Here is a 21,142-nt window from a genome sequence, read left to right as displayed (position 1 = left end):
TGAGGCACACAATGGATACAAGCTGCGGCTGGCGCATGCGAATGGCCTTACGTCGCCAGGCTGGCTAGATAATTGCGCTGGCCTGGCGCTCCCTGACAAACCAGACGCCAGCCACACGCGCTGGTGTCCACTTTGCCTAGACCAAGAGGCTCCCACCTGGTGGGAACAATGGAGCGGCCCGGTGCCGATCTGCCCCATTCATCAATGCTGGCTAGCTGATACGTGTGAACGCTGTGATCGCCGGCTCAATTGGCGTAATGCCCGCTTTCTCTCCTGTAGTTGCGGTGGGTCGCTTGTGACCATCACCTCGACACCATTGAATGCTGATTTGATGGAGCTTATCTCCCCGTCAGATCAACACTCGTCTAGTTGGTGGGCTCATCTCAATGTTGAACATCGCTGGCGGACAGCTCGCTTGCTAGGAGCACTCCAGAATTTTGGTCTGAACAATAAACCGTTGAAGAAAGCTTCCGCCAACACCATCCAACATCTACGAAGCCCCATCGGCACAGGTGCCGCCATTATGCTTGGTGGCGAAATAGCATTCCATGATCTGCTTCGTAGAATACGAATGGCACCATCATCTGCGACAAGTGCACAGTTAATGGGAGATGCCTTCCCAGCGCTACTCACCAAAATTCGACGGCAACTGCCACACTCTGCGCAGGAGGTGATACTTGGATGGGTACGTACTTATCTGCAAGAGCAATCAAAGAATGCAGAAGCGATATCATGGAAAGCAAGTCGAGTTACCCTCAGCGCCACTGAGTGCGCGAAACGCCTGCACATTCGTCCTGAGCGGGTCTTAGAAATACTCGCTTCGCATGGGGTTGCACCGCCAGCCCGCATAACCGGCGCGGGGCGAACAATGCTTGCCGTGGCACCATCGGTGATTGAAGCTATTCAAAGCAAGTCCGCTCGCAAGCTGCCGCATGCAGCGGCCTCGAAAATCTATGGATTGTCCGTCAAACGCTTGACGTGTTTAATCAAAATGGGCTTGATCAACGGCGACGCCCGGAAGGTCGATAGGGAATCAATCGCAGATCTACTACGGGGTGCTGTCCAGACACCTGTAAAAGAACCATCAGGGACCAATCTCATCCCGCTCGACAGCTTGTTAAGGACAGCGGTTCCATTACCTCACACCGCTGCCTTCTTCACCGCGTTACTATCCCGGAAAATCAGCAGTGCCGGCACACCCTATCATTCCCGTGAAATTCTAGTGTGCCGGCTAGATACCAAGGCTGCGCTGGCCGAATGCTCCGCTCCCGTCAACGAGCTCGTCTCGATTCCGCAAGCTGCAGAGCGCCTCAAACTCAAACAAGAGGTTCTGTATCACTTAGTCGGCAGAGGTCTGATTAAGGTCATTAGTGCTCAGGTCGGCCGGCGCTCGGCGAGATTCGTTACCGAATTGGAACTCGCCAGATTCACCGCGCAAATAGAGCCATTGAGTGTCGCCGCATCCCGAAGTAACATCAGTAAACAAAGTGCGCTGCGTTGGGCAATCAGCTGCAAGCTCGAGATCCTCTCTGGACCAAGCATCGACGGCGGACGGCAATATTTTTTGCGAAAAATTCGCTTACCAATATCCGCATAGTGGAAATGCAGCTGATGATGGCGTGGTACGCATGCCAGTCAAAGGCATCCATAGTATCAAGCTTCTTTAGCAACCCTATCTGAATTAGACAGGCGTATATTGAGATACCTCAGCAGTCGACTCAATAACGGGAGGGAAGCTCATGGATACACGTCCAAAAAATTCCGATCGCGAGCCGTTCGCAAGCAACCGCGCAGCCGCATACTTACGAATGTCCACTGAGCGCCAGAACTATTCCATCCAGCACCAGAGAGTAGTGATAGACGAATACGCTCGGCGACGGGGAATATCTATTGTGCGATCTTATGAAGACAGTGGAAAGAGCGGTCTGCGGTTAGCGGGGCGCTCAGGCCTGCGCTCTTTGCTTGAAGACGTCACATCAGGCTTGGCAGATTTCAATACGATTTTGGTTTACGATATCAGCCGTTGGGGGCGCTTTCAGGACGCCGACGAAAGCGCGTATTATGAGTTTGTCTGCAAAATCGCTCGCATTAATGTCGTTTACTGTGCGGAGCCATTTGCAGAGGATGATTCGCCAATGGCTGCGATTCTCAAAGCATTAAAACGTTTGATGGCTGGCGAATACAGTAGGGAGCTCTCCGCGAAAGTATTCGCTGCACAGTGCAATTTTACGCTGATGGGTTACAAGCAGGGAGGCCCTGCCGGGTATGGCCTTCGGCGTATAGCCCTGGACATAGTCGGTAATCCGCGCGTCGAACTGCAGGCCGGCGAACGAAAGCCAGCACAAACGGATCGCGTTGTGCTTAGGCCCGGCACCAACGAAGAGGCTCTTGTCGTCGGGACCATTTACGATTGGTATCTGCGCTTAAAGCTTGGAGACAAGCGTATTGCGGCCATGCTTAACGCGGCCGGCGTGCCTGGCGAGGCAGGAAAGCCTTGGACGAAGAATACGGTGAACAGCATACTTACGAACGAGAAGTACGCTGGAAACGCGGTCTACAACCGTACCTCGTGCAAGCTTCGAAAGCACTTCGTCACCAACCCTCCGGACATGTGGATACGAAAGAGTGGAGCCTATCCCGCACTGGTTCCAAACGATCTGTTCAAAGAAGCTCAAGCGGAGCGGACGCAGCGCCACCAAAGGTACTCTGACGACGATCTGTTGAAAATCTTGCGAGAGATTTATGCCACTCATGGAAAAATTTCAGCGCTGCTGATTTCCAAACGAGCTCCCTCTCCTACGCCGCAGACCTTCAAATATCATTTCGAGACGCTCGCCAATGCCTATAGCCTGGCAGGCCTCGACGTCCCAGGCGCATTCTCGTATGTCGAATCCAGGCGGGCATTGCGTGAAATCAGATCGGCTTTGGTTGCTAAGGCCACCGAATTAATCGTGGCGGCAGGGGGGACCGCCACTACTGCTAAAGGCAAGGACATGTTGAGGGTGAATAACGCGATTACGTTGAAAATTGCGGCGGTGCGTTGTCAGAAAGAAGGCGCGGGCAATCGCTGGAGGCTGCGCGCCATCTTGGCGGCTGGGGCAGACTTCGTCATCGCAGCCAAGCTCGATCCTAGCAACAGGACCGTATTGGACTTCTACCTTGTGAGAATGGCTAACTACGACGGCAAGTGGATTCCGTTACCGTGCCGCCCTGACTCCCGAAGCCCACTCAATCAGCATCGATATGCCTCTATGAGCGACATGTTCGGAACGAGGCGGGCGAGACGCCCAAAAGAAACGTAAGGGGTACCGCATTGAAAACAATAACGCTACTTTCCGCTTGGGCCATTCGCTAAGCCGCGCGAAGCGTAACAACACAGACTGCCGGCTTGCGCCCGCGACCAATGATCGCCGGGTAGCATCTTGCTCCGTGCGAAGTCAACGTGTCCCGCTGAGACGTGGAGTGTTCAAAGATGAGCTGGGCTGGATTACCTGGCTCTGCACTAAGACAGCGAGGGCAACATTGATGTCGATATGATTTTCACATAAAAATACGGCAGCATAGTAACGTCCATGTGACAGCGCTAGCTGGCGCGCTATCGCGCAAAATCGAAAAGTTCGTATGTCCATGAAAAAATAATACGCACTTTGAAAGCCATGCTGTTGAGCTAGCACAAACTAATGCTGAAATTAAGTGTGAGCCACTTCTCTCTGCCGCGCATCAATACGCCGGCACGGACACGTACGCTGCCGAGGTCATTTACTTCAACTCAATTCACTACTCATCACTGAACAACTACGACGGTGGGCCAATGTGATCCATTGAGCGTCCAGCAGGACTGGCGGGACGCTCGATAAGAACTCAATAAATTTTTAAAGAGCGTGCGCCGATCGTGTAGTAACGGCGCCATATGAAGCTACTAGTCAATAGACACCATCTGTACAATCGCTTCAAACTCTGCAAAAACCTCGGGCCGGCGATTTTAAGATAGTGCGCGACGGCCGGATTCCCAATAGTTTTGCTAGATAGCACCGCAGCCGAGGTCGCCACATTCACCGCACAAATAGAGACATTTAGTGTTGCTGCTTTTCGATGTGGCATCAGCAAACAAAGTACGCTGCGTTGGGCACCTAACAATAAACTTGAGATCATCTCTGGAAAGAGCATAGACGGCGGACCACAATATTTTTACGGAAAAGTTACGCTTCAACCTCAATTCAGCATTAAAGCAAATGTGGAGGAGGACGATCGTGCCCCCCACTGTCAGACCATGCCATCAAGCTGTCGCTGCTGAATGCCGTTTGCACGTCAAAGAAAATTTTTGTGTCGAACAGATCAATTCCATTCAGCTCGCAGCCGATTTTGGTACTCGATTCCGTCCCTAGGTACATCAGAGCGATTCTTCCACAGACCTTCGGCCGCAGCCAGAGCCGCAACGCGACGACTACGACGCCCCTCGAGCACATCGACGGGCTGGTGCTGCGATTCCGATGACGCGTCGAGGTCTGGGGGCTCACCAGGATTTTTTGCAATAGCCATAACCCCTCCACATATATTAGTCATTCCAGGCCCATTCGAGCCATTTGGCTAGTCTACAGTAATGATGACCACGCCAGATCTCGTCACGTTTCAATGTCAGTACCGCAGCCAGTGTCTTCCCCGGATTCGCGCAGTTTGTACTTTGGGCGACTGCAATCAACCGACTGCCACCCGCGTTTAGCGGCCAATTAACAGCATAACCGTGAAAGCGTTCTGGTGGACGTACCGCAGGCCCACTTTCGGCCGCGTCGGGCCTAAGGCAATTTGGCCCAATAGCTACTGATCAAGAGAAACTGTCTTCACTATGATTTCGAACTCCGAATATATTTCAGGCTGCTTCTGCTTGAGATAGCGAGAGACGGCTTTATTTTCTAGTAGTTTTGCGAGGTAACCTTTCGCTAAGACCAAATGCAGCACATCCTGACCATATGTCTGTTCGACTGTCTTATATTGCACCTGCAAATTACTCATCTCGCGTTCCATCTTTGATATCTGCTCTGACGAGACACCAGACATACGTGTCGGCTTCTTCCCGTCTACTAGCATCTGGGCTGGCGTTGCTACTAACATCGCTTCGGCATAACTTACCGTTATGTTATTTGCGGAGACCATAAGCTCAACACATTCCACTTGTCTGGTCGGCTTCATCTTGCGAAGCACACGCGATATCTCCGTAGAGAACTGTCTATCTGCCAGGAGCTCTGCCGCCTCAGGACAGATGCCATTTAGAAGCCCGAGCTTCTTACTGATCTGAGTAACATCGACACTGAGCGCTTTCGCGAGACGCTGAGGTGTGACGCCGCGCTCGATAGCTCTACGAATCATGAAATGCTCCTGGATCGTAGACAGTCGATTGACGCGACTGTTGTAGGTATAGGCTTCATCGTCCGTCGCAACTAGACAGAACGCCTCCGTGCAGTTCAATTGTTGTAGTGCCACTAGCCGCAGATGGCCATCCAGTAAAATGTACAACCCCGGTGCGCTTGAGCCTTTACCTGATGGAACCACCGACAAGGGCTCAATCATTCCTACCTCCTCTATGGAAGCGCGAATTTGGGCAAACTTTCGAGAAGTGACCGACTCCGGTGGCACCTTTCGCGAGAGAAGGATGTGGTCAATCTGAACGTTAAGGGGTTCAGGTAAAAACCCAAGTGCGATCTCTGTCATGCTGCGTTCCCCATAGGCCAAACACGTTCAGAAAGATACTTTGGCAACGTATCAAGACTTTCGGCTCTGAGGAGGGTTGTAAAGTTCTCATCCACCAACAGTTGGCGTAAGGCTCCTGTGACGAACAATAAGCGCTGTTGGGCAAACTCCGCTTTCTTGACCATCATTTTTTGGCGAGAAACCTCTTTTTGATAGGTTCTGATCAGACTGGAGGTGGTGACATCCGCACGTTTGCGCTTTGTGCCGGTGGAAACCGATGGGCCCAATACTTGACGGTTCTCTATGACCTTCCTGGCCTGCAGAAGCTGTTGTCCACGCAATGCTCCAGATTCATACGCGTTCTGCAGCGCCACTTGCACTGCAGCGTTGTCATCGCCGGCGTTAGCAATCGTCAACGCCGCAGTCAACGGAATTCGCCCCTTTGCCACGGCAACGAGCAACCGTTCTTCGCCGTTCTTTAGCAATGAGAGAATGCCATGAACATACTCTGGACGAAGGCCCGTTTTGGCCGCGATGTCTTTTTTATCGTACCCACTCTTCCGTAAATTTTCGATTGCTTGCATCGCCTCTAGCGGCCGATATTGTCGGCGTGCGATGTTCTCGGTGAGGTTCATGATGAGAGCCCCCTCATCATCCACCGTCACTACAAGCGCCGGTATCGACATCTGTCCAAGGGCTTTGAATGCCTTAACTCGCCCTTCTCCACAGATAAGAAGATAGCGCTCCGTTCCGTCTGATCGTTTTCTCAACGTTACGGTGATAGGTTTTTTAAGGCCTATAGTTCTTATGTTCGCGACGATATCGTCGAAGACCTTGGCATTGCGCTCTCGTGGATTTAGAGTCTCGATCAGATCGATCGGAATCATCTTCATTTCTGTAGGCCACTGTTCCATATTAGGCAGCCTTTCTTACTCTCACGCGCTCCGCCATGCCGTAGAGATAGTCCAGGGAGTCAAAATGGTAAGCCTCAAACTCGATGGGATTGCTTTCCTTAAGGCTGATACGCGCGTCATCAAAATCGAGCCGAGGAAGAAGATAGTAGTCGAGCGCATTTCGGTTCGTTCGATCCAAACGCACAGCGACAGTAATATCCGGAGCGAGGCTGGTATCGAACCGTATCTTCCACGAGTAGCGGCCCACACCATGTTCTTGGCACCGAGCCAGGACCAGCGAGATGCTGAACTCTCCATTTAGCCATAACATTTCTGTCGCTGGATCTCTGACAACCAACCCGCCTAAGTCCGCAATGGCGCGTTCTACCTGTCCGACAACTTCAGGGTGATAGCCGCGCAAAAACCTATTTGCCTCCAGATAGCGATAGTCTCGATCGGGCGAAAAGCCCACAGTCTCGTAAGCCCTTAACAGACTCCCAAAGCGATGCGAGTAGACAGCTGTGGACGGCATACCTTCTGTCTCGTTAATTACTAATCCAGATAGAAAGCCGCGATTCTGGTATAGATTGCGCAGTCTCGTAATCAGCTCCTCATCCGAGTAGCGTCGGGCGCGTGCTGTCATGATTCCACGCACGGTATAGAAAATTTCACTCGGAACGATCGGAGCAAAGGCACTCTCCTTACGGACCCACATATCCGGCGTGTTTACCACCCTGATTTTTTTGAGCTTGAAAGAGGTACGGTTGTACACGTTATTACCGATGTACTTCTCATTGGTCAAGACCTCGTGCACCGTAGCACGCGTCCAAGACCGGCCCAAATCTGTCTTGAGTCCGAGATTGTTTAACCTCGTTGCGATTTCAGATTCAATAAGACTTTCTTCGATAAACCACCGGTACATCTGATTGACGGTTTCGACCTCCTCGTCCGGCCCGGAAACAAGGATCACCCGATCTGTTTGTAAACTCTTATGCTCTCCTCTTTGAAGCTCCGTCTTGAGGCACCCATTTTGATCAATGAGAACTCTCCGTAGCCCATACCCGGCCGGACCACCTTGGCGGTAGCCGAGCTCGATCAGGCGGCATTGGCCAGCAAAGACTTTGGCCGAGAGCTCACGGCTATATTCGCCAGCCATAGCCCGTTTAACTCCTTTCACAATTGTGGATACTGGCGAGCCATCGTTTTCGAATTGCTCGGCGCAGTACACTACTTGGATGCCAGCCCGACGGCAGCGATACTCGTAGTACGCACTTTCATCAGCATCTTGGAATCGTCCCCAACGGCTCACGTCATACACCAGGATCATCTGGAACTCATTAGCCCCACTCTCGACGTCACGGAGCAGCCGTTGCAACGCTTCACGTCCGTCAATACGTAGACCACTCTTGCCTGCATCAGCGTAAGTACGAATTATCTCAACGCCCCGCCGGGCTGCGTACTCGCGAATTTTTGATGCTTGATTTTCCGTGGAATATTGCTGATGCTCAGTCGACATCCGAACGTATTCGACCGCGCATACGCGGTTCACTGTCGCGACTTCAGCATTGCTAAACGGGTCTCTTGACATAGCCGCCGCCATCCAGATCATTGACTCGTCTTTCCGGAGTCGGTTGATGCCGGCTCGTCGGGAGAAGACGCTAGATCCAAGATAGCAGCTGAAATCGGTAACATCCAGACGTCATCTCTTTGCAACGCTATTTTTCGCCAGGCTCGGAGTATGAGATCACTCGCAATTCAACCATCCACACGCCCATTTTTGCAATGTCAAACGTTGAGATCAGATTCATGCGATAGATCCCTGACGTCACTCTTCCACCCGGTGTGGACGCGTCCATCTTTGCAATTTCGTTTTTCTGATCGGATAGTTCCTGCCGACTGCGGATGCGTTGATTTTTCCGGTTCCGCTCGACATAATCAGGATGCTCGGCACGATAATTCTTCCAGTAGTCGGCGTTTCGCATTCTCCACGCCAGCTGCGCCCGATATTGATTCTCCGCGTAGTCTGGATCGTTCTTGCGTTTGTCAATTTGCCACCTGAGCCGGCGGGTCCTCTGACACGCTGGCTCAGAGCAGTAGGCCTGATTGGGAGCCTGTGGCCTGGGCTGAAATCGCTGGCCACAGGCTTCACATTTTTTTGTCCGCATTTGTGCTCTCCGTACCTTCAAGACACAATGCAGGATCTGTCAAAACACGAAATTTGCAACCCGAAATTTCGTCTCAACTTTCGCAACAACATCTTGCTCAACGCGCTTCCAAAAGTTCGGAACGTCGCAGGATCATCTTCCACAACACGCCCCCGTCCCCACCGATCGAACACGACATTTTTTGCAGTCAGTTGGTGACCTCGCTCTACTTCTGCCCTCGATCAAGCAGATTGCTCAAGGACGAAGCTCTTTCTGAACGCACGAAAAAAAGGAGGTGCACAAACTGTGGTACCTCCTTAGGCTGGTCGCGAAAAATCTGTCTCAACCCTATCTTCACTTTGTCACCAAGCCTGCTATGTCTTTGATTTTCGATGAAGTGAGTTGAACTAACTATGGCGCCTTACGGCACGCAGAGCTTTACAGTCAGTATAAACTTTTCACCTCTGTGAAAAATCTTCGAAGTTAATGAAAAATAGGGGCCGCAGGCTCCTATTTTTTTGTCATACCTATATCTTGTCTCGTTAAAGAAAACAACACCGGCCTGCCCCCTGCGTCCAGCGCGGCCGACGCGCTGCTGGTAGTTGAAGCGCTGGGGCGGCATGTTGGCCTGGAACACCGCGCGCAAGTCGCCAATGAAGGCCGCATCCGATTCGTTGTGCTGCATGGTGAATTCGCGCTTTGGGTAGGTACGCAGTTCGAACGCCTCGTCCAGTTCTTGCCTGAAGCAGGAGCCCAGCACCGGGCTTTTCTGCCGCCATTCGTTGAGGATGCGCTGGACGATTTCCACTTCATCCATATTGCGGAACAAGCGTGTGTTGGTGCGCTTTTCCAGTATCGCCAGCGCGTCGCGCAGCACCAGCTGGTAGCCGCAAGGGCCGGTTGTCAGTGACCAGTTCCTTGATCAATCCCATGAAGCCGAAAAAATCGCTGTCGCTTTCCACGGTCGCTCCTTAGCTATGCAGCAGATACATCAACTCGTCGTGATCCTGGGTGGCCGGGCCGCCCAGCAGCCTTGCGTTCACGCCCAATCTGGCGCTGGCGTCGAGACGCACGCCACGCATGTCTTGCGCGCGTTGGATCAGGTGCACTTCCCATGTCATGCCCACGCCGCAGTGCAGTTCCAGCACGGCGCGCAGGTGGTGCGCGCTGGGATGGCCGGGTAGGAAGCGCTCGTAGTGTTCCCGGTCCAGCGGGCCGATACGCAGACGTGCGCGCGCGTCGCAGCGATAGGTGCGGCCTCCGAGCATCACGCCATCTCCCAGGTCGACGTTCGCGCCTCCCAATTGCGCCTGGTCCGATGGCGGCAGTTCGCTCCATTCGCCCACCAGCTGTTCCACCTTCACCGGCACGCCGAAGTATTCCGAGTACATGCTCGCCATCAGCGGTGCGGAGACGGTGCGGGCGCGGATTTGCATGGCGTAGAAGGCCAGTGTTTCGCGGTCGATGATGTCGTCGTCGAGATGGTGGCCGGACAAGGCGTTCAGCATGTCCAGATAAGCATCGTCGGCGCATTCCAGCCGGTTCCTCGCCCACGCTTGGTAGAACATCTGCACCGCCCGGTGCGACAGCAGATCGAGGAAGGCGCGCGGGCCGCCGTCGTTGCGTTCCCGTTCGTGCCTTGCGATGCGGTCCGAGTAGTGCAGCGGCAGCACGCCTTGGCTGCCCAGCAGGCCGATGAAGGTCGGCGTCAGGCGCACGCTATTGTCATCGACGCCGATATTTTCGATCTGGTTGGGCGGGAAGCTCATCGCCAGCCGGTTACGGAAGCGCGCGCTGTCCGGACGCCATTGTTCCAGCAGCCGCACCGCCTGGAAGAATTCAAAGCGCTGCGGCGCGGCCAGCAGTTGGCCGATCACGCCAGCGTCAATGTGCCGTTGCGAGGTGGGCATCGCAGCAACTCCTTTCCGCTCACGTGGGACAACACCACCAGCCGCGTAAAGCTGTTCAGGTGCACATGCAGGGCAAACAGGTGGTCGAGGATTTGTGCGAAGGCGTGGATGCCAACGCCGGCATAGGCTTCCTCGTCCAGCGACACCTGCACTTCGATGCCGCGCAGGTAGGCGTTGCCGTGCGCCTGCCGCACCCACGCTGTCGCCGGCCGGTGGGTCAGCGCGGTCACGCCGTCGATCAGCCGCTGCGACACCAGGCTGTCCTGCTGGGCGTAGAGGCGTAGCATGGCGGTCAGCGCCGGCTGGCCTTCCTGCGTCAGCGAGCGATGGTTCAGCGCCAGTTGCGCGATCAGGCCCCACTGGCGGCGGCCTTCGCTTGACAGCCGGTGCGACAAGGTAGGGCGATGCAGCAGGCGGATGGGGAAGCTGCCGGTCTGGCTTTCCGTGGTCAGGTCGCCGCCGGCGCGGCCGTACGGCAGACCGTGCGGCAGGTCACGGTTGGTGCAGGTCATCTGCACGGAAGCGATGGCGCTGTCGCAGCGCAGCGGTGAGAAGTCGCGGTCCACCAGTGTGAGCGTGTGTTCGTGGCCTGCGCTCATCAGGTCTTCACGCTGCATCAGCCAGTAATGGCCTTTGCGACTTTCCGCCTCGCCGTGGCGCAGCGAATAATAGGGGAAGAATTCCGTGACCGCGCTGCCCTCGGCGGTCTTGCGCACCATCTGCACACGGTCGACGCTGTAGATGTCGCAGACCTTGCCCGGCATGTCGTCAGCCATCAGCGGATAGCTGCTGCTCTCTTGCGTCACGCGGATGGGCGTGGCGGCTTGCGAGAACAGGTTGACCACGGGCGTGCAGCCCAGCAGCAGGTTGTCCGCCGTCAGGGTGTGGAGGATGCGCGCGGCCGGCATGTCGGGGCGCACGTCGCGCAGCAGCAGGCGCAGGGTCAAGCGCGTGCAGTGTTCCGGCAGGCCGGCGGTCAGCGCGGCCAGGTCGATGTCGAAAAAGTCGAATTTTTCAGGGAAAGCAAAGTACTCGCTCAACAGCCGGTAGGCGCTGTGTTCGGATGGTGCGGCGGGCAGCAGCGCTTCGTCGGCGGATAGCCCGGCGGGCGACAGCGGCAGGCGCTCCAGCATGCGCCATTGGTCATCCGCTTCCACGCAGGCGCAGGCGGTGCGCATGAATAGCGCATCGCGCAGGGCGGCCCGCAGCGAGGCTTCGCCATCGATGTAGACGCGCAGCGTGGACAGACCCACCGCAGCCAACCCGCGCGCGGTGGCGGTGCACGAGATGGCGATGCGGATGGCGACGCCCGCATCCGGCGGCAGCGCCAGCGTGGGCGGGGTTTGCGGATACGGCTCAAGTGCCGCCGCGCTGATGTCTAGCGGTGCCACTACCGTGTCGTAGACGGTGCGGAAGCTGCACACCATCGTGCCCTGCCCCATCGTTTTCAGGCTGGCGCCGCGTGGCAGCACGTTGATGGTACTGATGTCGTTACCACGCGCTCCGCTGTAGTCTATGCGGGCGATGGAGCAGGAGGGGATCGGCCGCAGGTAGTGCGGGTACAAGATGCCGAGCAGCGCTTCGGTGAAGTGGGCGTAGCCGTCGTCGAGCAGCTTGGCGACGCGGGCGTTGAGGAAGGCGGAGGCCTGGATCAGCCGTTCCACATGCGGGTCGGCGCAGTTTTCACCGCGCAGTTGCAAGCTGCCCGCGAGCTTGGGATAACGCCCCGCAAACTCGGCGCCGGCGCGCCGCAGCATGCTTAACTCGCGTTCATAGTACGGCAGCAGTTTTTCCATCGTCGGCATCCATCCGGGAAAAGCCGGCCCGCAAACAGGCCGCGCAAGTCCCCGATGATGTCACTATGAATAGGACTGTTTTTGAGATTAAGCAATTCCTAGTGAAATGTCGTGTCTTTCCCAAAAAGCAAAGAGCCCCACCGAAGTAGGGCTCAGAATGTCGTTGCATAGGATTGCAATCTCCAGATGCAAAGGCCTCTTCCGAGGACTTAAGCCTGATGCCTGAGGCAGTGCAGGAATCCTGATCATAGTTGATGCATTTTATGGTGTCAAATTAAGCCAAGCGCCATTGCGATGCCATTTTGTATCTGATGCAGTGTTGCGGAACTTACCACGCGCTGGTCATACATTCGCCGCTTATTCTCATCTCTGCCAATTCGCGGCAATGTCAGGCGATCTAAACTAACTTGATAAATCATATCGCACTTAATCCAGAACTCCGCATCGGAGTATGGATCAGGGAGAGGTGGATCAAAAGTGATTTTGAAGTGAAATTTCTCCGCTGGTCGGGGCGCTGTAGTACTGGTCGGTATCACCGTCACCAAGCGAGGGCCATGTTTCCGTTTGGGCGACACTACAATTACAGGACGCCTTTTAACCATCTCAGACTCAATAAATCCTTTGAAATCACATACCAGCACCGTGCCCTGCTCCGGATAAAAAGGTATCTTCATTGCAAGCTCCCCAGCTTCAACAACAAATCATTTTGTCGTTAAAGTCAGGGGGCTATTTTGAGATAAAGCAGGATTACTTCGTAATACGCTCCCACCCATGCCGCACCGCTTCCTTGAACTTGTCCCAGCTCGACTGCGGGTGGCGGCGTTCCCAGGTCACGCGCAGTTCGGATTCCACTTCGCCGAACGGCTTGTCCTCGTAGCCGGGGTTGCCCGCCATCGATTCGCCGTAGCGGTAGGCCGGGTCGTATTCCTGGTAGGTGCCGCCGGTGTAGGACAGGGTTTTCTCCCAGTGCGAACGGAAGTAGTCGTCCTCCGCTTCCTCGTTCCCGCGCAGGATGTTGAGGGTGTCCTGATTCGGTTCGTTGCGCGGGTAGATGCGCATGCCGCTGCGCTGGATGGTGCTCTGGATATCGGCCACGGCGTCCGCCGCAGCGGGCGGGATGGCAGCGTCGCCGCGCTGCTGTGATCCCGGCGTCGCCACCTGCTCGGCGCGCGCGAACACCACCGCGTCTTCGCGCGGGCGGATGCCATGCTGCTCGGGCGCGGCTTGCTGGGCGCCGGTGCTGATCTGCTGCATGCGCGCGCCGCCCTGCAGCGCTTCCGCGCCCCAGCCGCTGGCGCGCCACATGGTTTCGTGTTCGTCGATGTCGATCGGATTGAAGTCCTCGATGATGTCGGCCGCACGTTCGGCCGCTTCCAAGGTGGTAGTGTCCACCGCCAGCACGGTGTGGCCGCGGTTCAGTGCTTCAGCGTACACATGGCGGTCGGCGTGGTCCTTGCCGATCATTTGGCTGAACATCTGCTTGACGTTGTCGAGGATGGAGGCGTCGTCATTGATGCGCGCGGTGCCGGCCACGCTGCCCGAGTCGTGGATCTGGATGCTGTCGTGGTCGTAGCCATTGTGGACCAGCTCATCCTTGGCGAGCTGGGCTTCGGCACGGGTTTCAAATACGGCGGTCAAAGTGTGTGTCATGGTGTACTCCCCAAAGAAACATTGGGTTCCAGTCTAAAATGTCTGCGCGGATACCAGCGCCCGTTTGCCCAAAGGCAAGCTCGGCGCGGCAGGCAAGGCGCCGGGCTATAATGGGCCATGCCCCTACGCCGACGCCATTTTCCCCTCCTGCTTGGCCTGGCCTGCGCCCGCGCACTGGCCGGACCGGGAGAATTGGTCATGCTGGCGCCGCTGGACCAGGCCATGCCGATCGCGCGCTTCCAGGGCGGTGCGCTCAGCGGCGGCATCGTCAAGGATGTCGGCGACGCGCTGGCCCAGCGCCTGGGCCGCCGCCCGGTCTATCTGAATGCCGATTCGCCCGATGTCACGCCGGCACTCAGCAGCGGCCGCGCGGACGGCATGTGCTATCTGCTGCCGTTCTGGATCGACGGCGATTACAACTGGAGCCCGCCCATGCTGCCGGACGCGGAGATGATCGCCGCCCGCAGCGATGCGCCGCACCTGCGTTCACTCAAGGATTTGAAGGACAAGCCGGTCGGCACGGTGGTCGGCTACCGCTATCCGCGCGTGGAGCTGGTGCTGGGCCATCGCTTCAAGCGCGTGGATGCGGCCAATATGGACAGGAATATCCAGCAGATGGTGGCCGGCAAAGTGCCCTACACGATGATCAGCGAGGCCACGCTGAATTACCTGCACCGCGTGCAGCCAGGCCTGAAGGTGCGGGCGGATCTGGTGTTCTCGTCGTACAAGGCGCAGTGTGCGTTCTCGCTCAAGTCCTCGATTCCCTTCGATGAAGTGAACAAGGCGGTCGATGCGCTCATCAAGGACGGCAGCATCGACCAGATCATGGCGCGCTACCGCTAGCCCAGTGTGTCGGCCCAGATGTTGCGGGCCCAGTTCATCGCATATTCCCCTTCCAGCGCGGTCGCGCCAGGCGACACGCCGCCCGAGCCGGAGACCACCAGCAGCGTTTTCTTTTCCGCGTCGTAGGCGTGCACGGAGGCGACGTGGATCACGTCCTTGTCGGAGACGAAGCTGTAGCAGGTGTTGGTCAGCATGGGATGCGCGTAGGGCGCGCGGCCATTGAGCAGGTCCACCACGGCGGCGGCGCAGACTTTGGCGTGCTGGTTGGCCATGTGGGCGGACTTGGGCATCAACGGCGCCACGGCGATGGCGTCGCCCAGCACATGGATGTTTTTCGCCTGCGTGGATTCGAAGCTGAGGAAGTCCACGCCGCACCAGCGCGCGTTGGCATTGGCCAGGCCGGTTTGCACGGCGATGCTGCCGGCGCGCTGCGGCGGGATCACGTTCAGTACATCGGCTTGCACTTTGTCGCCCAGTTCGGAGATGGCGGTGCGGTTGGCGGGGTCCACGTCGGCGGTGCGGAACGATGGGCGGTATTCGATGATGCCGGCGTAGCGCTCTTTCCAGATTTTCTTGAACAGCGGGCCTTTGGATACCACGTCGTCGTTGGCGTCCAGAATCAGGACTTTGGATTTTGGCTTGTGGCGGCTGAAGTAGAAAGCGATTTGCGATGCGCGTTCGTAGGGGCCGGGCGGGCAGCGGTACGGCGCGGGCGGGATGGTCATGGCGTAGGTGCCGCCGTCCGGCATGGCTTGCAGCTGCGCGCGCAGGGCGGTGGTTTGCGCGCCGGCTTTCCATGCGTGGAGGATGCTGTCCTGTGCGCCGGGTTTGAGCATGCCGGGGAGCTGGTCCCACATGAAGTCCACGCCGGGGGAGACGATCAGGCGGTCGTAGCTGAGCGTTGTGCCGCCGGCCAGCGCCAGCGTGCGTTTCTCGGCGTTGATGCTCGTCACGGTGTCGCGCACGATGCGGATGCCATGTTGCGCCTTCATGGTCATGGTGAGGTCGCCGAGTTGTTTTGATCCGCCCAGCACGAGGTTGGAGAGCGGGCAGGAGATGAAGCTGGCGTTCGGTTCGATCAGGGTGACGTCGATGGTGTGTTCGCTCCACATGCGCACGTAGCGTGCTGCCGTGGCGCCGCCGTAGCCGCCGCCGATGACGATGACGTGCGGTTTGGCCTGGCCGGTGATGGTGGCGCATCCAGCCAGCAGTGCGCTGGCGCTGGTGGCTTGCAGGAATTGGCGGCGTTTCATTTTGCGGCCTCCGGTTTCTTTTGCGCGGCGAACCATGCGGCCAGTTGTTCGATCTGTTCGTCGGTGTAGCCTTTGGCGATTTGCGTCATGATGGTCGATTCGCGCTTGCCGGTTTTGAAGGCGTGCAGGCTGGCGGACAAGGCTTGTTGCGGTTGGCCGGCGAGGGGTGGAAGCGTGCTGCCCTTGGTGTCGCCGCCGGTGCCGTGGCAGGCGGCGCAGGTGGCGGCAAGGCGCGCACCTGCTGGAATAGCGGACGGCTCGGCGCTCGCCGCGCCCGCAGCTGTCAGCAGGATGGAAAACAGCAGGTGTTTCATCGTTGTCTCCTCAGGGCCTTACGCCCGGCGTTTCGATTTTCATGCCTTGGTCGCGCACGGCGAGCCAGGCTTCCAGTTCGATCAGTTCTTGTGCGCCGTACTGCGGCACTTCTGCGCGCACGCCGCTCATGCAGTTGCGCAGGCGGCGTTGTAGTGATCCCATCGCTTGCCATTCAAGGCGGTAGATCGGATACGCGTTCGCGTGTGCTTGCGGGATGGTGCTGCCACCGAGGCGCTTGCCCCACTGCTGGTCATGGCACTGTGCGCATGAGAGGTTCAGTTGACCGATGCGTTGAAAGTACAGCTGCTTTCCGCGTGCTGCGGTGGCGCGCGTTCCCTCGTTCTGTGGCGGTGCGACTGGCATGCCGCGTGATTGCATGGCGATGTAGGCTTCCATGCCGAGCAGTTCTTCGCTCTCGGCGCGCCACGGCATGGCTTGCTGCTTGCGCTCGCGGCAGATGTTGATGCGCTGGCTGAGGTTCACGGACTTGCCGCTGTCGGCATGGAAGGCCGGGAAGCGGGCTGCCACGCCGCGCATGCTGGTACGGGCGTCGCCGTGGCAGCTGGCGCAGGATTTGGTGCTGCTGCCGGCGGCGGCGTTCCATTGCGCTTCGCCGCTGCCGATCCACAGCATGGCGGGGTTTTGTGCGTCGTCGCGCTGCATGGCTTGTGTGGCGGGGCTCATGAAATCTGCGCCGGAGCGGCGCTCGTCGGCGGCCAGCGCCGATGCGGCGATCAGGGCGAAGGCCAGCGCCAGCTTCATGATGCGCTCACCGTGAGCTGCATTTTTTCGGAGTGGGCGAAGCCGTTGTCGCCCTCCCACTTGAATTCCAACGTGCCGCTTTCCGTCGCCAGTGCGAAGAAGGCGATGTAGGGATTGGCGGAGATGGCCTGATGCAATTCCGCGCCGAAGACCGCTTCGCCGTTGTAGCGACATTCAAACTTGCGGATGATGTCGCGCGCCAGCAGCTTGCCGTCGGCGCCGACGCGGTAGCCGGTTTCCATCGGGTGCCCGATCAGGGCGCGGATTTCGATCACCTCACCCTGGCGCGCGGTGGCAGGCATGTGGATCAGGGCGCGGGCCATCAGGGGGCCTCGCCTTCGATACACGCGGCCAGTGCAACGATGACGTCCACGCCGTGCGACCAGTAGCTGCCGTCGCTCATGCGCGCCACGGCCATCAGGCGTTGCGAGGTGGCGAGGCGGATGCGGGTGGAGACTTCGGCTTTGCCTGCGCGTGGGCCGAGCGTGAATACGGCCACTTCGGTTTGCGGGTTACGCTCCGTGAAGATGGCGATGGCGCGCACCTGCGCCGCTGCGCTGTCCACCGAGACGGTGACGGGGACGGCGTTGCCGTTGTCGATCAGTTGGGCGATGTCGAATTTGACTTTGCCGGTTTGCGGTTTGGCGCCGCCGGTGAAGGTGTTGATGGCGGCGGCCATGTCCGCCGGTGTTGCGGAAGCCGGGCGGACCAGCGCCAGCAGCGCCATGCCTGCACCGGCGGCGAGCAGCTCGCGGCGCTTCATGGCGCGGGCTCCTTCAGGGTTTGCAGCCATGCCACCACGTCTTCGATCTGCTGCCCGGTGAGGATGGTTTTGTCCTTGTAGGCGGCGGCCACGCGATGCAGTCCGTCGATCTTGTAGTAGGCGGGCATGATGGTGTCTGGATTGAAGCGGCTGGCGTCCATGATGCGTTCGCGCAGTTGGTCGCCGGTCCAGCGCGAGCCTGCGCCTTGCAGGTCCGGCGCGAGGTTGCCTTGAAAGCGGTCTTCAGGAATCGGTGCGGTGTGGCACAGCAGGCAGAGGCTGAGCTGGCGGTTGGCGACGATGGCGCGGCCGCGCGCTGCGTCGCCGTCCATCGCAAGCGCTACACTTGCGACGGCGGACAGCAGCGCGGCCAACGCCAGCGCTTTCATTGCTAGGCCTTCTTCACCAGACTGGTGTTTTTGAGCGGCAGGTCGCGTACACGCTTGCCGGTGGCGGCGAAGATGGCGTTCAGCACCGCCGGCGCGGCCACCGCAATCGTCGGCTCGCCCACGCCGCCCCAGAAGCCGCCCGATGGCATGATGATGGATTCCACTTTCGGCATCTCGTCCATCTTCAGCACGCGGTAGGTGTCGAAGTTCTGCTGCTCCATCTGGCCATCTTTCAGCGTGCACTCGCCGTACAGCGCTGCGGACAGGCCGTACACAAACGAGCCCTCCACCTGTGCCTCGATCTGCTGCGGGTTCACCGCGTAGCCCGGATCGGTCGCTGCGACGATGCGAAGGATCTTCACCTTGCCGGTCTTGCGGTCCACCGACACTTCGGCGCACGCGGCCACGTAGCTGCCGAAGCCCATCGTCTGCGCCAGGCCGCGATACACGCCCTTCGGCGCCGGCTTGCCCCAGCCGGCCTTCTCCGCCACCGCGTTCAGCACCGCCAGGTGCTTGGGCGAATCGGCCATCAGCTTGCGGCGGAAGGCCAACGGATCCTGCTTGGTCGCATGCGCCAGTTCGTCCATGAAGCATTCGAGGTAGATCGCATTCTGGTTCAGGTTCACGCCGCGCCAGAAGCCCGCAGGCACGGACGGATTGCGCATCGCGTGATCGACCAGCAGGTTCGGGATGCTGTAGCCGATGGAGGCTTCGCCACCCGGCGCGTTCAAGCCCTGGAACACCACCGGGTCCTTGCCATCCTTCAGCGTGGAGCCCAGCGATGCAAGAATCGACTGCCCTGCGATACGCATGTGCAGGCCGGTGACGTTACCCTTCGCATCCAGCCCCGCCGTCAGCTTGCACTGCGTGATCGGGTGGTAGCGGCCATGCAGCATGTCTTCCTCGCGCGACCAGATCAACTTGATGGGCGTGCCGGGCATCTCCTTGGCGATCTTCACCACCTGCGTCACCCAGTCATGCGTGGCGCCGCGACGGCCAAAGCCGCCGCCCAGATGCACCTTGTAGACATCGCACTTGGCCGCAGGCAGGCCTGCTGCTTCGGCGGTGGCGGCCAGCGCGGCCTCGCCGTTCTGGGTCGGCGTCCAGACTTCGCAGCGCTCCGGCGTCCAGATCGCGGTGGCGTTCATGGTTTCCATCGTGGCGTGGTTTTGCCACGGGAAGGAATACACCGCCTCGATCTTGCGCGCGGCGGCGTTGATGGCCGCCTTGGCGTCGCCGTTCGCATTGCCCACCACCGCTTCCGGCGCGTCCAGCGCGGCCTTCAGCGTGGCGTTGATGTCCTTCTGCGACAGCTTGGCGTTCGGTCCCTTGTCCCATTCAATCGGCAAGGCATCCAGCGCGGACTTGGCGCGCCACCACGTGTCGGCCACCACCACCACGGCGCTGTCACCCAGCTTGAAGACTTTCTTGATGCCGGGCCGCTTCTCGATGGCCGCAGCGTCGAAGCTCTTCACCGTGCCGCCAAACACCGGGCAATCCTTGATGGCCGCGTTGAGCAAACCGGGCATCTTGATATCCATGCCGTAGATTTGCGCGCCGGTGGTTTTGTCCACCGTGTCCAGACGCGCGAGGCGCTTGCCGGCCAGCTTCCAGTCCTTGGGATCTTTCAGCGCCACCTCGGTCGGCGGTGTGAGTTTGGCGGCGGCATCGGCCACCTTGCCGTAGCTGATGGTGCGGCCGGTCGGCTTGTGCGTGATGATGCTGGCCGAGGCGACGCATTCGGACGCGGGCACCTTCCATGCATCGGCTGCGGCTTGTACCAGCATAGTGCGTGCGATTGCGCCACCCTTGCGCACGTAGTCGTGCGACTCGCGCACACCACGGCTGCCGCCGGTGGAGAACGAGCCCCACACGCGCTTGCGCGCCAGGTTCTGGCCCGGCGTTGGATATTCGGTGGTGACCTTGCTCCAATCGGCATCCAGTTCTTCCGCCACCAACTGCGCGAGACCGGTCAGCGTGCCCTGCCCCATCTCGGAACGGGCGATGCGGATCACTATGGTGTCGTCGGGCTTGACCACCACCCACGCGTTGACTTCAGGCGCGGCCTCGGCGGCGGCGGCATCGAACGGAATGTGGAAGGCGACCATCAGGCCGCCGGCCATCTTGAGGAAGCTGCGGCGCGATACAGGTGCGTTCATGCTTTGCTCCCTTCGATGCGTTCAATCGCCAGGCCCGCCGTGGCGGGATCGCCGCCGCGCACCGCCACGTGGATGGCCTTGCGCACGCGGTTGTAGGTGCCGCATCGGCAGATATTGGTCATGGCCGCGTCGATGTCGGCATCGGTACACTTAGGTTTCTCGCGGATCAGCGCAGCGGCGGCCATGATCATGCCGGACTGGCAGAAGCCGCACTGCGGCACGTCCAGCGCGGCCCAGGCTTTCTGGATGGGATGCGAGCCGTCTTTCGACAAGCCCTCGATGGTGGTGATCTTCTGGGTGGCGGTGACGGCGGCGGCAGGATACACGCAGCTGCGCACGGCCTGGCCGTCGATGTGCACGGTGCAGGCGCCGCATTGGGCCATGCCGCAGCCGTACTTGGTGCCGGTCATCCCGAGCTGCTCGCGGATCACCCACAACAGCGGCGTATCGTCCTCCGCCTCATACTCCCTCACCACGCCGTTGACGTTCAGCTTGCCCATGCCTGATCTCCTGTTTGTAGGTTGCCCAAAACGACAGCTGGTCATGCTACCACTATTTTGCTTTTGGAAATTTTTGACCT

The 21,142-nt window shown here is 58.6% G+C and carries 20 protein-coding genes; 3 read left to right on the top strand and 17 right to left on the bottom strand.

Going from position 1 to position 21,142, the window contains the following annotated elements:
* Positions 1 to 295: 295 nt before the first annotated feature.
* Both BMZ70_RS28205 and BMZ70_RS26695 read left to right on the top strand, forming a co-directional pair.
* On the top strand, positions 296 to 1,597 hold the full coding sequence (locus BMZ70_RS28205) for a hypothetical protein (protein ID WP_130300996.1): 1,302 nt from the start codon (positions 296 to 298) through the stop codon (positions 1,595 to 1,597).
* 142 nt (positions 1,598 to 1,739) lie between these two features.
* Positions 1,740 to 3,302 (top strand): recombinase family protein, encoded by a 1,563-nt coding sequence (locus BMZ70_RS26695; protein ID WP_092281301.1) that lies wholly within the window; start codon positions 1,740 to 1,742, stop codon positions 3,300 to 3,302.
* 1,513 nt (positions 3,303 to 4,815) lie between these two features.
* Here BMZ70_RS26695 and BMZ70_RS26690 read toward each other — a convergent pair.
* The 9 genes from BMZ70_RS26690 to BMZ70_RS26650 all read right to left on the bottom strand — a co-directional run bounded on the left by BMZ70_RS26690 (position 4,816) and on the right by BMZ70_RS26650 (position 14,078).
* Positions 4,816 to 5,706 carry a plasmid partitioning protein RepB C-terminal domain-containing protein gene (locus tag BMZ70_RS26690; protein WP_092281299.1) on the bottom strand — a complete coding sequence of 297 codons (891 nt, stop codon included), beginning with the start codon at positions 5,704 to 5,706 and terminating at the stop codon, positions 4,816 to 4,818.
* Complete coding sequence (locus BMZ70_RS26685) at positions 5,703 to 6,599, bottom strand: ParB/RepB/Spo0J family partition protein (RefSeq protein ID WP_092281297.1); 897 nt, start codon at positions 6,597 to 6,599, stop codon at positions 5,703 to 5,705. Before BMZ70_RS26685 ends, BMZ70_RS26690 begins: the two co-directional genes overlap by 4 nt.
* 1 nt (position 6,600) lies before the next feature.
* On the bottom strand, positions 6,601 to 8,166 hold the full coding sequence (locus BMZ70_RS26680) for a recombinase family protein (RefSeq protein ID WP_092281375.1): 1,566 nt from the start codon (positions 8,164 to 8,166) through the stop codon (positions 6,601 to 6,603).
* Positions 8,167 to 8,293: 127 nt separating this feature from the next.
* Positions 8,294 to 8,560: a hypothetical protein gene (locus tag BMZ70_RS29050; RefSeq protein WP_229205607.1), complete on the bottom strand. Its 267-nt coding sequence runs from the start codon at positions 8,558 to 8,560 to the stop codon at positions 8,294 to 8,296.
* 583 nt (positions 8,561 to 9,143) lie between these two features.
* Entirely contained in the window at positions 9,144 to 9,602 is a 459-nt protein-coding gene (locus BMZ70_RS29045; RefSeq protein WP_255372226.1) for a contractile injection system protein, VgrG/Pvc8 family, read from the bottom strand.
* Positions 9,603 to 9,693: 91 nt separating this feature from the next.
* Positions 9,694 to 10,632 (bottom strand): type VI secretion system baseplate subunit TssG, encoded by a 939-nt coding sequence (tssG, locus tag BMZ70_RS26665; protein WP_092281293.1) that lies wholly within the window; start codon positions 10,630 to 10,632, stop codon positions 9,694 to 9,696.
* Positions 10,596 to 12,428, bottom strand: coding sequence for a type VI secretion system baseplate subunit TssF (gene tssF / locus BMZ70_RS26660; RefSeq protein WP_092281291.1), 1,833 nt, complete (start codon positions 12,426 to 12,428; stop codon positions 10,596 to 10,598). Before tssF ends, tssG begins: the two co-directional genes overlap by 37 nt.
* 269 nt (positions 12,429 to 12,697) lie before the next feature.
* A complete protein-coding gene (locus BMZ70_RS26655; protein ID WP_092281289.1) occupies positions 12,698 to 13,102 on the bottom strand; it encodes a type II toxin-antitoxin system PemK/MazF family toxin in 405 nt (134 codons plus the stop codon).
* Positions 13,103 to 13,175: 73 nt separating this feature from the next.
* A complete protein-coding gene (locus tag BMZ70_RS26650; protein ID WP_092281287.1) occupies positions 13,176 to 14,078 on the bottom strand; it encodes a hypothetical protein in 903 nt (300 codons plus the stop codon).
* A gap of 117 nt (positions 14,079 to 14,195) precedes the next feature.
* Here BMZ70_RS26650 and BMZ70_RS26645 point away from each other — a divergent pair, with 117 nt between their 5' ends.
* Positions 14,196 to 14,921, top strand: a complete 726-nt coding sequence (locus BMZ70_RS26645) for a substrate-binding periplasmic protein (protein WP_092281285.1) — start codon at positions 14,196 to 14,198, stop codon at positions 14,919 to 14,921.
* Here BMZ70_RS26645 and BMZ70_RS26640 read toward each other — a convergent pair.
* From BMZ70_RS26640 to BMZ70_RS26605, 8 genes are read right to left on the bottom strand one after another with little or no spacing between them, the layout of a single operon-like run.
* Positions 14,918 to 16,174, bottom strand: coding sequence for an NAD(P)/FAD-dependent oxidoreductase (locus BMZ70_RS26640; protein WP_092281283.1), 1,257 nt, complete (start codon positions 16,172 to 16,174; stop codon positions 14,918 to 14,920). The genes BMZ70_RS26645 and BMZ70_RS26640 overlap by 4 nt on opposite strands.
* Positions 16,171 to 16,488, bottom strand: coding sequence for a c-type cytochrome (locus BMZ70_RS26635; protein ID WP_092281280.1), 318 nt, complete (start codon positions 16,486 to 16,488; stop codon positions 16,171 to 16,173). Before BMZ70_RS26635 ends, BMZ70_RS26640 begins: the two co-directional genes overlap by 4 nt.
* Positions 16,489 to 16,498: 10 nt before the next feature.
* Complete coding sequence (gene soxA / locus BMZ70_RS26630; protein WP_092281278.1) at positions 16,499 to 17,251, bottom strand: sulfur oxidation c-type cytochrome SoxA; 753 nt, start codon at positions 17,249 to 17,251, stop codon at positions 16,499 to 16,501.
* A complete protein-coding gene (gene soxZ, locus BMZ70_RS26625) occupies positions 17,248 to 17,574 on the bottom strand; it encodes a thiosulfate oxidation carrier complex protein SoxZ (protein WP_092281276.1) in 327 nt (108 codons plus the stop codon). Before soxZ ends, soxA begins: the two co-directional genes overlap by 4 nt.
* On the bottom strand, positions 17,574 to 18,014 hold the full coding sequence (locus tag BMZ70_RS26620) for a SoxY-related AACIE arm protein (protein WP_229205605.1): 441 nt from the start codon (positions 18,012 to 18,014) through the stop codon (positions 17,574 to 17,576). The genes soxZ and BMZ70_RS26620 overlap by 1 nt, the downstream gene beginning before the upstream one ends.
* A complete protein-coding gene (soxX, locus tag BMZ70_RS26615) occupies positions 18,011 to 18,403 on the bottom strand; it encodes a sulfur oxidation c-type cytochrome SoxX (protein ID WP_092281373.1) in 393 nt (130 codons plus the stop codon). The genes BMZ70_RS26620 and soxX overlap by 4 nt, the downstream gene beginning before the upstream one ends.
* A 2-nt stretch (positions 18,404 to 18,405) precedes the next feature.
* Positions 18,406 to 20,562: a xanthine dehydrogenase family protein molybdopterin-binding subunit gene (locus BMZ70_RS26610; RefSeq protein ID WP_092281272.1), complete on the bottom strand. Its 2,157-nt coding sequence runs from the start codon at positions 20,560 to 20,562 to the stop codon at positions 18,406 to 18,408.
* A complete protein-coding gene (locus tag BMZ70_RS26605) occupies positions 20,559 to 21,062 on the bottom strand; it encodes a (2Fe-2S)-binding protein (protein ID WP_092281270.1) in 504 nt (167 codons plus the stop codon). The genes BMZ70_RS26610 and BMZ70_RS26605 overlap by 4 nt, the downstream gene beginning before the upstream one ends.
* Between the last annotated feature and the right edge of the window lie 80 nt (positions 21,063 to 21,142).

This window comes from Duganella sp. CF402, from assembly GCF_900109645.1.
Lineage (GTDB): Bacteria > Pseudomonadota > Gammaproteobacteria > Burkholderiales > Burkholderiaceae_D > Rugamonas.
Note: the sequence above shows the minus strand (reverse complement) of the source record. Positions and strands in the feature narration are given on the sequence as shown.